The sequence below is a fragment of the Bacteroides sp. AM32-11AC genome, assembly GCF_003603515.1.
GTDB lineage: Bacteria > Bacteroidota > Bacteroidia > Bacteroidales > Bacteroidaceae > Bacteroides > Bacteroides uniformis.
This window is the reverse complement of sequence record NZ_QTNH01000001.1, coordinates 153496-165923: the sequence shown is the minus strand read 5'-3', so window position 1 is coordinate 165923 and position 12428 is coordinate 153496. Positions and strand designations below refer to the sequence as shown.

The window sequence follows — 12428 nt, the reverse complement described above, 5'->3', positions numbered from 1 at the left end:
TCATTTTAAAAGGTTAATCTTAGGTTAAAGCCGATATTCCGGGTAGTAGGCATGCCAAACACGTCTACTCCTTGATTGTTGTTGCCTACGGACATTACTGCATCGGGGTCGAACGGTGCTTCCTTCTTTAAGAAACACAAGTTGCGCGCTGCCAATGATACGTCGATTCCCTTTATGAATCTACTGTTTTCCAGTATCGTTTTCGGGAAAGAATAGCTCAGTGATACTTCACGGAGTCTGATGCAGGTTGCGTCGTACATATAATATTCGGAGATGGCATTTCTGCCGCCTACTGCGCTGTAAAATGCTCTCGGGTCGTTGAACTTCTGTCCCTGGTATTCTACATATCCCCGGGTGCGGGCATCTTCGGTGACTTTGGTCACGCCGTTGGCATCCAACTCAGACTGTGTCAGTGACATGACTTCGCCGCCAAAGCGGAAATCTATCAGGAAATAGAGCTCCAGGTTCTTGTAGGTAAGTGTGTTGCTCCATCCCATGGTGAAGTCAGGATTGGCATTCCCAAGCAAATCCTTGTTTCCGGTATTTCCTAAAGGCCTTTTGCTGGTTTCATCAACCATGATGCTGCCATCCTCGTTACGGCGGAAAGCATTTCCATAAATATCCCCCAGGCTGCCTCCTTCTTTGACGCGCATCTGATAGCCTGCGTTGAAACCTTCTTCGTAGTAGGAAAATTCTGGATAGTCAGGATGCAGGGTCACTACTTTGTTCTTGTTGGCGGACATGTTGATGAGACTCTTCCACGAAAAGTTTCTGTATAGTAGCGGAGTGGCGTCTACCGTCAGCTCAAAACCCTGGTTACGTATTTTTCCGGCATTGACATACCGGTATTTATAGGTGGAGCCCGTAGGATTGTCCATTCTCAACAACTGGTTCTTGGTATTGGTCTGATACCAAGTGAAGTCTATCCCGAAGCGGTGATGGAAGAAGCGCCATTCTGTACCGAATTCGATGGAGCTGCTGATTTCCGGTTTCAGGTCACCGCGCTGTTCTACGGTATTTACATTGATACTGCCGCCTACCATGATGATGTCTACCGGATTGGTGATTCCTATCGGGAGGTCATTACCGACTTCCGCCCATGAAGCGCGCACTTTTGCAAAACTTATCCATTTGGGCAGGGAGCAGGTTTTGTTAAGAATCCAGGTAGCTCCTATGGAGGGATAGAAGAATCCGGTATTCTTGCTGTCTGTGTGGGCTAATGTGGATGACCAGTCGTTACGTGCGGTAATGTCCAAGTATAGTAGTCCTTTCCAGCCCCACTGCATGGTGGCAAATACTGATTGGAGCGTGCGTTTGCTGTCGATGCTCTGATTTACGGCTGCTTTGGAGTCCATCACTACATTGGGGACGGTAAATACATTCGGTTTGTAGAGGGAAGCAAGCCTTGAGTCTATCGTCAGTGAATTGACTTTACTCATGTTGATGCTGGCTCCCAGTGCCGTATTGAGGGAAAAGTCATCAAATTCCTTGTTGAACAAGACCATTGCGTCACCGTAGACTTGGATTTCCTGGCTGTCCGACCAGATGTAACGTCCGTTTTCCTTGTCCTCGTATTTGCCGGCGATGTTGGGAGCTGTAGTGGCATACATCTTATTGTCGAATTTATCACTGATATAATCCACATTACCCCGTACCTGCAGGTTGAAGTAGTCCGTAATGTGCAGATTGGCTCTGGCCGATGCCACAGCGCGATAACGCTTGTAGCCACTGAGCACGCGGTTTTTCAGCCAGTAGGGATTCTGTCCCCATTCACTGACGGTACCATCTCCATTCTTTTCAATCCAGTTTTGTGTCATCATATTGCGGTCGGCATTCCACGTTTCAAAGTTTTCTCTGTAAGTGCTCATGTCTACGCCACGTGGGAAACTGTACAAGCTGACCAGCGGATTCAGATAATAGCCGCCGGTAGCAGGGGAGTTCTTGACGGTTTGGGTCATTAGTGTTGCAATGCCGTCCAGTTTCAGCTTGTTGTTGAAGAGGCTGGCCGTTTCGTGTAGGTTCAGGTTATTCTTCTGTAGTTTGTTATTGTCCACAATTCCTTTAGCCGTGGTGTTGGCGTATGAGAAATAAGTTTGTACCTTTTCATTTCCGGTAGTGATAGCCAGCGAATTGAAAGTGGTGATGCCATTGCTGAAGAACTCGCCTATGTTGTCATAGTCCGTTACATTGCCTTTTGTACCCCAGCTTGCCGTACCGCCATCTTCGTTCCGGCCGTATGTATTTTGGAATTCGGGGGTACTGATGGCGTGACTTACGGTCAGGTTGGAGGAGAATGTAACGCGCTGCAGTCCGGCCTTTCCCTTTTTAGTGGTGATCAGAATGACGCCATTAGCTGCCTGCGAACCATAAAGCGCGGCGGCAGAAGAACCTTTCAGGATGTTGATGCTTTTTATGTCGTCCGGATTCAAGTTGGAAATCCCGTCACCGGCATCACGGTTCAATCCATCGTAGTTACCGCCGATTACGGTGGAGGTGGATTCTGTTGAGCTGTTCAGCATAGGAACACCGTCAATTACGTACAAGGGCTGGTTGTTGCCGCTGGCAAATGCAGAGCGTGCACCGCGAATGACGACTTTGGCAGAACCTCCTAAATTGGCGGTTTTATTGATTTGTACTCCGGCCGTCTTTCCTGCCAGTGTATTAATCATGTTCGGCTCTTTGGCACGGGTCAGCTCATTGCTGCTTATCTGTTGGGTAGAATAGGTCAATGAGGACATTTTCTTCTGGATACCCATGGCGGTTACCACTACTTGCTCCAGGGCGAGGTTCTTTTCTTCCATCCGGATGTGGAGATTATTTCTACCGTTCAGGGCAATGGTTTGCGGCTCATAACTGATGTAGGATACGACAATAGTGGCATAAGGAGGGATATTCATACTAAATTCTCCTTCGGTATTGGTGATAACACCATTGGCGGTCCCTTTTTCAAGAATGTTGGCACCGATAATCGGTTCGCCTTTGGAGTCCGTCACCTTTCCTCTTACAATAGCCATTTCCTGCAGAGTGTTTGTCTTATCCTCAGCACTCCTGCTGTTTTTGGTTAAAACGATGTTTTTGCCTTCCATCACATACTTGATGTCTGTCCCTTTGAACATTTGGTCAAGTACTTCGGAAACAGTTTGGTTGCTTGCATTGATGTCGACGGTACGGCGTACATCGACGTTCTGTTTGTTATATACAAATAAGTATTCTGTTTGCGATTCAATTTGCTCGAGAACTTGCCCTACCCTCAGCCGGGCATTTTGAATGCTGACCCTGGCATTCTGAGAGTAGCAGTTCCCGCTGTACACCTGAAATATAACAAGCAGGAGAAGGAATAATGTGATTTTCATAGGTTTGCAATAATTGCTTAAAATCTAATTTTTTTAGATAAAAAAGCCTCATCAACAAAATTTTTCTCATATCTTTGTCACTGTGTTAAGTTAATAAATTGATTAAGGTCGATTTTTGACTGTTTCGGATCGGAAAGTATGGGGGTACTTTCCGATCTTTTTTTCTTACTCATATATAACAATTGAATCCTTTTCTTCGTTGATGCGGAACTTGAAAGGATGGTCTTTCGAGATGGTCCGCAGTATATGTTCGATGCCGTCCTGCTCTCTGAACTTGCCGGTAAAGCTGCCGTAGTTCAGCAGTTGAGGACTGGCAACGGTTATCTTTACATTATAGTATTTCTCCAGTCTACCGAGGATACCGCTGAATGGAGCGTCGTCAAAACAGTATAGTCCCTCTTTCCAGCGTAGATATTCATAGGAAGGAAGGACGGCCTTTCTACATTTTCCGTTTTCATTGAGAAATACCTCGTCTTTCTGCAACCTGGTGATTATCTGGCTGCTGTTGGCCGGATAGATATCGACGATACCTTCCACCAATGTGGTTCCGAACTCATGGCTCCCACTGTAGGCACAGACGTTGAAACTCGTTCCTACAACTTTTACCTTGTTCGTTTCTGTATGTACATAGAATGGGATATTCTTGTTTTTGGCTACTTCAAAGTAGGCCTCTCCGTCCAATTCCACATTTCGTTCGTTGCGTCCGAAGTTGGCGGCATATTTCATGGTGGACTTGGAGTTCAGCCATACGCGTGTTCCATCGGCGAGGATAATTTGGGCCCGTTGTCCGGCAGGCACAGTGACTGTTTGCAACTGCACCTCCTTGTTATATAAAAAGTCGGAGGTGATGAAATAACCGGCAATGGCGACAATGGTGACGGCGGCTATACGGGCCGCCCAGCGGAGCATCGGCATGATGTGCACCGTTTTCTTTTCATTGTTTCCCTGCTTGTCCGAGAACAAGGAAATGTCGTATATCATGCGCTCTTTCAGGAAGATGTCCCGGTTTTCATCCGAGGCGTCTATCCAGTCGAGTATCATCTTTTCTTCTTCAACGGAAGTAATACCTTTGAAATATTTATATAATAGCTCTTGGTTCATTGTCAATAATTTATTTCTTTTCTAAAACGTGCTCTTTTTACCTTTTGTATATATAACCGGAAAGTGGGCGGTAACCCTATTCCGTAGAAGCATTTTTTAGGATATTAATATTATGAGTATGGTAACAAGATAATCTTTCAGTCTCAGCCGGAGAATCCGCAGCACTTTGGTGATGTGTGCCTCTACGGTTTTAAGTGATATGTCCAGACTATCGGCAATCTGCTTGTTTGCCAGGTTCTGGTATCGGCTCAACATGAATATCTTCCGGCTTTGCTCGGGCATTTCCTGTAAGGTCTTATTTACGATATGCTGTATTTCCGTGTTGAATATCTGGTCCGGTTCGCAGGCTTTCAAGGTGGAGATGCGTAAGTCCAGTTCGCGCAGGTTGTGGCTGCTGATGGTTTCTTCCGCTCGCAGACGCACCTGCTTGTGCTCGAGTACGTGCAGGGCTTTGTTCTTTATGATGGTCAGCAGCAGGGCATGCAGGTTACTGTTTTCTTCCCAGCGGTCTCGGTTTTCCCATAAGGCAATCATGGATTCCATCACAACGTCTTCCGCTTCTGCTTTATCCCTGAGATAAGAATAAGCAAAAGCCAAAAACTTTTCTTGGTTTTCCTGGAAAAAGCGTGAGAAAAGATTCATAGTATGTAGGCTCCTTAAACCGGACATTAATTGAGGTTCTTTATGGAATATAAGGCTTTACATAGCAAAAAAACATAATCTTTTTGGAATATGCAAGCATTATGCCTTGTTTTTTCAGAGCCATTTCTGGCAGTATTGACAAAAAGAAAGCCTGATGGGGTTCCACCAGGCTTTATATACTTAAAGAATAAGAAATTTCTTATTTCTTTTCCGGTCTTTCTTGTCTTTCCGGTCTCGGAAGCAATACTTTGCGTGACAGCTTAAATTTTCCGGTCTTCGGGTCGATGTCGAGAAGTTTTACGTCAATTTCATCACCTTCCTTGATACCGGCTTCTTCTACTGTTTCCAGACGTTTCCAGTCGATTTCGGAGATATGGAGCAAGCCGTCCTTACCCGGCAGGAATTCAACGAATGCACCGTAAGGCATAATGGAGCGTACCTTGCCTTTGTAGACTTCGCCTACTTCGGGGACAGCTACAATCCCTTTGATGATACGCATAGCATCATCGATGCTCTTCTTGTTGGTACCGGCGATTTCGATTCTACCGATGTTGTCCACTTCTTCAATAGTAATGGTAGCACCGGTTTCTTCCTGCATACCTTGGATAATCTTTCCACCAGGGCCGATGACAGCACCGATGAATTCCTTGGGAATGGTCATTGTCTCGATACGCGGAGCGTGAGGTTTCAGGTCTTCGCGAGGCTCGGCAATGCACTCGGTGATTTTGCCCAAGATATATTCACGGCCTTCTTTAGCCTGCAGCAATGCCTTTTCGAGGATTTCGTATGACAGACCGTCCACTTTGATGTCCATCTGAGTGGCGGTGATACCGTCTTTTGTTCCGGTCACCTTGAAGTCCATGTCGCCCAAGTGGTCCTCATCACCGAGGATATCGGACAATACGGCATATTTGTCTTCGCCTGCATTCTTAATCAATCCCATGGCGATACCTGATACCGGTTTCTTGATTTTCACACCTGCATCCATCAATGCCAGAGTTCCGGCACATACGGTAGCCATGGAAGAAGAACCGTTTGATTCGAGGATATCGGATACCACGCGTACTACATACGGATAGTTTGCAGGAATCTGACCCTTCAATGCACGCCATGCCAGATGGCCGTGGCCGATTTCACGACGGCCTACACCGCGCTGTGCCTTGGCTTCGCCCGTAGAGAACGGAGGGAAGTTGTAGTGCAGAAGGAAACGTTCTTTTCCGTGTTCCAATACGTCGTCGATAATCTTCTCGTCCAACTTGGTGCCTAAAGTCACAGTAGACAAAGACTGTGTTTCGCCACGTGTAAAGATAGCGGAACCGTGAGGGCCGGGCAGGTAGCTGGTCTCACACCAGATAGGACGGATTTCGGTCGTCTTACGTCCGTCAAGGCGCTTGCCTTCGTCCAGAATGGAACGGCGCATCGCCTCTTTTTCCACATCGTGATAGTAACGGTCGATGAGGGCTGCCTTTTCTTCCAGTTCTTCTTCGGAGAACTGTGCCTTGAATTCTTCGCGGATGGCATCGAAAGCATCCATGCGTTCGTGCTTGTTCTTGTTTCCGGAAGCGGCAATGGCATAAGCCTTGTCGTAGCAAGCGTCGTGAACGGCCTTACGGAGTTCTTCGTCGTTCACTTCGTGGCAATATTCGCGTTTCACGGTAGAGCCTACTTCTTCTGCCAGTTCCATCTGTGCCTTGCACTGAATCTTAATGGCTTCGTGTGCGGCCTTCATCGCTTCCAGCAAGTCCTGCTCGGAAACCTCGTCCATTTCGCCTTCCACCATCATGATGTTTTCATAAGTGGCGCCCACCATCAAGTCCATATCGGCTTGTTCTAGTTGTTCGAAGGTAGGGTTGATGACGAATTGTCCGTTGATGCGTGCTACGCGTACTTCGGAAATAGGTCCGTTGAAGGGGATATCTGAAACTGCAAGTGCGGCAGAAGCTGCGAGTCCGGCCAGAGCGTCGGGCATATCTACGCCGTCTGCTGAGAAAAGAATGATGTTTACGTATACCTCTGCATGGAAATTATCAGGGAATAAGGGGCGGAGAGCACGGTCAACGAGGCGGCAAGTGAGGATTTCGTAGTCAGAAGCGCGTCCTTCGCGCTTTGTGAAACCGCCGGGGAAACGTCCGAATGCGGAGAATTTTTCTTTGTACTCTACCTGTAATGGCATGAAATCTGTTCCGGGAACTGCGTCCTTGGCGGCACAAACAGTAGCTAAAAGCATGGTGTTGCCCATACGAAGCATTACAGAACCGTCTGCCTGTTTTGCCAGCTTTCCCGTTTCGAGCGTGATGGTTCTGCCATCAGGAAGCTCGATCGTCTTAACAATTGGGTTAATCATAAAAAATGTTTTATATCTAATTTTCTTTCAAAATTCGTGCAAAGATACATAATTTATTCATGTAAAATGGTGGGAATGAGATAAAAAGTTTGTATTTTGTTGTTTTTTGCAGTTTTCTATATGGAAGAACGAGGGAAAATGCTTTGACTGAACTTGAAAAGAAGTATATTTGCAGGCACGTTTGCAAAACAAAACTGAAGATACGATATGAAGAAAATCTTTTTTATGGCACTTGCTGCAATAGCATTGGGTGCATGTAATTCCGAACCGAAATTCAAAGTAGAGGGTGAAGTGTCTGGTGCCGACGGCAAGATGCTTTATTTGGAAGCCTCGGCATTGGAAGGTATTGTTCCTTTGGATTCTGTAAAGCTGGAAGGGGATGGCTCTTTCCACTTCGAGCAGGTACGTCCGGTGTCTCCGGAATTTTACCGTCTGCGGGTAGACGACAAGGTTATTAATTTCTCGGTAGATTCGACGGAAACGGTTTTGGTAAAGGCACCTTATACCGATTTCGCCACTGCCTATACAGTGGAAGGTTCTCCGAATAGCTCGAAGATAAAGGACTTGACGCTGAAGCAGATGAAGCTTCAGGATAATGTGAATGCATTGCTGCAGTCGGTGCAGGCACATAAGATAGGTGCCGATGTTTTTGAGGACAGCCTTGCCTCTTTATTGAAGAACTATAAGGATGAAGTGAAAATCAGCTATATTTTTGCCGCTCCCAATACGGCTGCTGCCTATTTCGCCTTGTTCCAGAAGTTGAATAATTATTTGATTTTCGACCCTCTGAACAATAAGGAAGACATTAAGTGTTTTGCAGCCGTGGCAACCAGCCTAAACAATTATTATCCGGATGCCGACCGCTCCAAGAACCTCTACAATATTGTGATAAAGGGAATGAAGAATACCCGTACTCCGCAGCAGAAGGTGGTGGAAATCCCAGAAGAGGCAATTTCCGAAACCGGCATCATCGACATTAACCTGCGTGACATGAAGGGCAATACACGTAAGTTGAGCGAACTGAAGGGCAAGGCTGTTATTGTGGACTTCACTGTTTATCAGAGTGCCGTTTCTGCTACACATAATTATATGTTGCGCGACTTGTACGACAAGTATGCCGCCCAGGGATTGGAAATCTATCAGGTTTCTCTGGATGCAGACGAGCACTATTGGAAAACAACTGCCGACAATCTGCCTTGGATTTGTGTGCGCGACGGCAATGGAATTTATTCGTCTATAGCGGCTTCTTATAATGTGAAGAATGTGCCTTCTGTGTTCCTGGTCAACAAGAACAATGAGTTGAGTGCCCGTGGAGAGAGCATTAAAGACCTGGAGGCGGCAGTGAAAGCATTGCTGTAACATGTTATAAATAAGAAGTTTTCGTTTAAATATGTTATAAAGCAGCCTTTTATGCTTGACACGCATTGTATAAAAGGCTATCTTTGCAAAGGAAAATCGGAAAGAGGGTTCCAGCATGCTGACCATGTTGGAATTCTTTTTTGTTTATAGTACCATTAAAAACTAACATAACATTTAAGGAGGAAAAAGTATGGCTTATATGTCAGAAGACGGCTACAAGAAATTGATGGCCGAATTGAAACACCTGGAGACGGTGGAACGTCCCAAAATATCGGCTGCCATTGCCGAAGCGCGTGACAAAGGTGATTTGTCGGAAAATGCAGAGTATGACGCTGCCAAGGAAGCTCAAGGTATGCTTGAGATGAAAATTAACAACTTGAAGCTGACCATTGCCGACGCTAAGATTATTGATGAGTCGAAGTTGAAAACCGATTCTGTACAGATTCTCAATAAGGTAGAGCTTAAGAACGTGAAGAATGGCATGAAGATGGTTTATACTATCGTTTCCGAAAGTGAAGCCAATCTGAAGGAAGGAAAGATTTCCGTCAATACTCCGATTGCACAAGGTCTGCTTGGCAAGAAAGTAGGTGACATCGCAGAAATTAAAGTTCCGCAGGGCATGATTAACCTGGAAGTAGTGAACATATCCTTTTAAAGGAAGGCAGGTCCGCATACGGGCTTGCCTTATTTTATAATTTATAGCTATGGCAACAATATTCAGTAGAATTATCGCAGGTGAAATACCTTGCTACAAGGTGGCGGAGGATGACAGATTCTTTGCGTTCCTTGACATCAATCCGTTGGTAAAAGGTCATACATTGGTCATTCCCAAGCAGGAAGTGGATTATATCTTCGATTTGAACGATGAGGATTTGGCGGCGATGCATGTTTTCGCCAAGAGAGTGGCACTTGCCATCGGCAAGGCCTTTCCGTGTAGAAAGGTAGGAGAAGCGGTATTGGGGCTGGAAGTGCCTCATGCGCACATACATTTGATTCCTATGCAGAACGAAAAAGATATGCTTTTCTCCAATCCCAAACTGAAACTGACGGACGAAGAATTCAAGGCTGTGGCAGAAGCTATCCGTGCAGTGCTTTAATCGGTTTATTTTCCTCCCCTAAATAAACGGAAGCGGGAGTTGGACTTCATCCAGCTCCCGCTATTTTTTTGCCTTCGGCACCTATCCTTTAATTTTTAATTTAAATGTATTCCTCTCCCAGTTTTATCTGGGCATCATTCACATATTTGCGGATGGTATGTTCTTCATCTTTCTTGCAAATCAGTAATACATTGTCCGACTCGGCTATGAGATAACCTTCCAAACCGTCGATAACTGCAAGTTTGTTGTCGGGCAGCACCACGATATTGTCTTTGCTATTATAGATGAGGGATTTACATTTTAAGGCTACATTGCCTGCTTCATCTTTGGGAGACAAATCATACAAAGACCCCCAGGTTCCTAAATCAGACCAGCCGAAATCGCCTAATGACACATATACATTGTCTGCCTTTTCCATGATGCCGAAGTCTATGGAGACATTGGGGCAAGCAGGGAAGTTCTCATCAATGAATTGTTTCTCTTGGACTGTTCCATACACATCTTTGCCGGGGGCCAGTTTGGAAGTCAGCTCGGGCAGCAGGGCTTCGTTTGCCTTGATGATGGTATTTACGTTCCACATGAACAGACCAGAGTTCCAATAGAATTCTCCACTTTCCACGAATACTTTTGCCAGTTCCAGTTCGGGCTTTTCAGTGAAGGTTTTTACCTTGTAGAAATTATCACCGGCGGCTTCGGCTATTTGTATATAGCCATATCCGGTTTCCGGACGGTTGGGCTTGATGCCGAGTGTCAGCAGATTGTCCGATTGGGAAACGAAGTCCAGCCCTTTTTCGATAGCTGCCAGAAATTCGCCTTCCTTCAGGATTAAGTGGTCCGAAGGAGCTACCACTATATTGGCGTTCGGATTCAAGGCGCGGATATGATAGGAAGCCCACGCAATGCAGGGGGCTGTATTCCTGCGTGTCGGCTCCAGTAGAATCTGTTCGGGTTTAAGTTCGGGAAGCTGTTCTTTTACAAGGTCGGCATACAAGTCATTTGTTACGATAAGTATATTTTCCATGGGGATTACCTGCTTGAAGCGGTCGAAGGTTTGCTGCAGCAAGGAACGTCCTGTACCGAAGAAATCCAGAAACTGTTTTGGAAGTGTCTTGCGGCTGAATGGCCAGAAACGGCTGCCGATTCCTCCGCCCATAATTACACAGAAATTATCCTTATTGGTTACCATGCTATTGATTTTAAAAGTTTCTGCTAATGTACTGCATATTTTACAAACAAGGAATGATTCAAGCAGGTTTTATCGTTTTTTTCGCCTTTTTTTAGGAAAAGTATTGCAGGTTTAGAAAAAAGCTGTATCTTTGCACCGCATTTGAGAAGTCAAACATGCCCAGATGGCGGAATCGGTAGACGCGCTGGTCTCAAACACCAGTGGATTCACTTCCATCCCGGTTCGACCCCGGGTCTGGGTACGAAATAAAGAAGCGGGGAAAGTTTTAATGCTTTTCCCGCTTTCTTTTTATACTTATCTTTTATGCTCTTTGCTCATGGGAACAGATATCTGGCAAGAGATAGAAGTACTGAATCAAGAATTTGTGAGGCTTGGTATCAGTCAGTCGGTAGACTATGAAAAGTACTACCTCTATTCGCTTATTACCCATTCTACTGCTATTGAGGGCTCTACACTTACCGAATTGGATACCCAGTTGCTTTTTGATGAGGGGGTAACAGCCAAAGGAAAGCCGTTGGTCTATCATCTGATGAATGAGGATTTGAAGAAGGCATACGAACTCGCCAAAGAAGAAAGTGCACAAAATGCGGAAATTACGCCTGTTTTCTTACAAAAATTGAATGCTGCTCTAATGCGTACTACTGGGAGTGTATATAATGTAATGGGCGGTTCTTTTGATTCTTCTAAAGGTGAATTTCGTTTGTGCGGCGTTACTGCTGGGGTGGGCGGGTGTTCTTATATGAGCTATCCTAAAGTTCCCGCTAAAGTAGAAGAACTTTGTTCTATATTGAGAGAAAAGCAAAAGAATATGGAAACATTTCGGGAACGATATGAATTGAGTTTCAATGCTCATCTCAATTTGGTAACCGTTCATCCGTGGGTAGATGGCAATGGGAGAACGGCTCGTTTGTTGATGAACTATATCCAGTTCTGCCATCATCTTTTTCCGACGAAAATCTTTAAAGAAGATAGGGGCGACTATATTCTTTCTTTGCGGCAGTCGCAAGAAGATGAGAACAGTCAGCCTTTCTTGGACTTTATGGCAGCGCAGCTGAAAAAATCATTTGCGTCAGAGATTGAGAAATACAATACTGGACGTAAAAAAGGTTTTAATCTCATGTTTTGAAAAGCGACGATTCCTTCCTGATAAGCTCATATAGGCATTAGCTGATTGTGCTGTATCATCCTTTTGTATTGGGTTATTCTCAAAATATTCTCTTCTCGGCATTAAATACAAAATAATGGGTGTAAAATGCAAATTTATTTCGTAGATACTGTTTTCGCATTTATTTTTTTCTAAATTTGCAGTAGCTGGAATCTTATCTAACTATTTAATTATTAAATGT

The 12428-nt window shown here is 45.1% G+C and carries 9 protein-coding genes and 1 tRNA gene; 5 read left to right on the top strand and 5 right to left on the bottom strand.

Annotated elements, in window-relative coordinates:
* Positions 1-5: 5 nt before the first annotated feature.
* From DW800_RS00725 to pnp, 4 genes are all read right to left on the bottom strand, one after another.
* Positions 6-3353 carry a SusC/RagA family TonB-linked outer membrane protein gene (locus tag DW800_RS00725; protein ID WP_117703780.1) on the bottom strand — a complete coding sequence of 1116 codons (3348 nt, stop codon included), beginning with the start codon at positions 3351-3353 and terminating at the stop codon, positions 6-8.
* Between the two features lie 165 nt (positions 3354-3518).
* Positions 3519-4454: a FecR family protein gene (locus DW800_RS00720; RefSeq protein ID WP_005824380.1), complete on the bottom strand. Its 936-nt coding sequence runs from the start codon at positions 4452-4454 to the stop codon at positions 3519-3521.
* A gap of 96 nt (positions 4455-4550) precedes the next feature.
* On the bottom strand, positions 4551-5123 hold the full coding sequence (locus tag DW800_RS00715; protein WP_005833682.1) for an RNA polymerase sigma-70 factor: 573 nt from the start codon (positions 5121-5123) through the stop codon (positions 4551-4553).
* Positions 5124-5295: 172 nt separating this feature from the next.
* Positions 5296-7440, bottom strand: coding sequence for a polyribonucleotide nucleotidyltransferase (pnp, locus tag DW800_RS00710; RefSeq protein WP_005824386.1), 2145 nt, complete (start codon positions 7438-7440; stop codon positions 5296-5298).
* 207 nt (positions 7441-7647) lie between these two features.
* Between pnp and DW800_RS00705 the strand changes: the two genes are divergently transcribed.
* The 3 genes from DW800_RS00705 (at position 7648) to DW800_RS00695 (ending at position 9896) form a co-directional block, all read left to right on the top strand.
* Positions 7648-8799, top strand: a complete 1152-nt coding sequence (locus tag DW800_RS00705) for a thioredoxin-like domain-containing protein (RefSeq protein WP_117703779.1) — start codon at positions 7648-7650, stop codon at positions 8797-8799.
* Between the two features lie 190 nt (positions 8800-8989).
* On the top strand, positions 8990-9454 hold the full coding sequence (gene greA, locus DW800_RS00700; protein WP_005824394.1) for a transcription elongation factor GreA: 465 nt from the start codon (positions 8990-8992) through the stop codon (positions 9452-9454).
* Positions 9455-9503: 49 nt separating this feature from the next.
* Positions 9504-9896 carry an HIT family protein gene (locus tag DW800_RS00695; protein WP_005824396.1) on the top strand — a complete coding sequence of 131 codons (393 nt, stop codon included), beginning with the start codon at positions 9504-9506 and terminating at the stop codon, positions 9894-9896.
* A gap of 100 nt (positions 9897-9996) precedes the next feature.
* Here DW800_RS00695 and DW800_RS00690 read toward each other — a convergent pair whose 3' ends face one another.
* The gene (locus tag DW800_RS00690) at positions 9997-11082 is read right to left on the bottom strand and encodes a mannose-1-phosphate guanylyltransferase (RefSeq protein ID WP_005824399.1); all 1086 of its coding nucleotides are present in this window, start codon (positions 11080-11082) and stop codon (positions 9997-9999) included.
* Between the two features lie 157 nt (positions 11083-11239).
* On the opposite strand from DW800_RS00690, the gene DW800_RS00685 reads away from it, so the two are divergent.
* Positions 11240-11323, top strand: a tRNA-Leu gene (locus DW800_RS00685).
* 75 nt (positions 11324-11398) lie between these two features.
* Positions 11399-12208 carry a Fic family protein gene (locus tag DW800_RS00680; protein WP_034525383.1) on the top strand — a complete coding sequence of 270 codons (810 nt, stop codon included), beginning with the start codon at positions 11399-11401 and terminating at the stop codon, positions 12206-12208.
* The last annotated feature ends 220 nt before the right edge of the window (positions 12209-12428 follow it).

What these genes read in the sequence shown, in the direction of transcription:
- DW800_RS00725 (WP_117703780.1), bottom strand. Translation starts at nt 3,353, where the DNA reads ATGAAAATCACATTATTCCTTCTCCTGCTTGTTATATTTCAGGTGTAC.
- DW800_RS00720 (WP_005824380.1), bottom strand. Translation starts at nt 4,454, where the DNA reads ATGAACCAAGAGCTATTATATAAATATTTCAAAGGTATTACTTCCGTT.
- DW800_RS00715 (WP_005833682.1), bottom strand. Translation starts at nt 5,123, where the DNA reads ATGTCCGGTTTAAGGAGCCTACATACTATGAATCTTTTCTCACGCTTT.
- pnp (WP_005824386.1), bottom strand. Translation starts at nt 7,440, where the DNA reads ATGATTAACCCAATTGTTAAGACGATCGAGCTTCCTGATGGCAGAACC.
- DW800_RS00705 (WP_117703779.1), top strand. Translation starts at nt 7,648, where the DNA reads ATGAAGAAAATCTTTTTTATGGCACTTGCTGCAATAGCATTGGGTGCA.
- greA (WP_005824394.1), top strand. Translation starts at nt 8,990, where the DNA reads ATGGCTTATATGTCAGAAGACGGCTACAAGAAATTGATGGCCGAATTG.
- DW800_RS00695 (WP_005824396.1), top strand. Translation starts at nt 9,504, where the DNA reads ATGGCAACAATATTCAGTAGAATTATCGCAGGTGAAATACCTTGCTAC.
- DW800_RS00690 (WP_005824399.1), bottom strand. Translation starts at nt 11,082, where the DNA reads ATGGTAACCAATAAGGATAATTTCTGTGTAATTATGGGCGGAGGAATC.
- DW800_RS00680 (WP_034525383.1), top strand. Translation starts at nt 11,399, where the DNA reads ATGGGAACAGATATCTGGCAAGAGATAGAAGTACTGAATCAAGAATTT.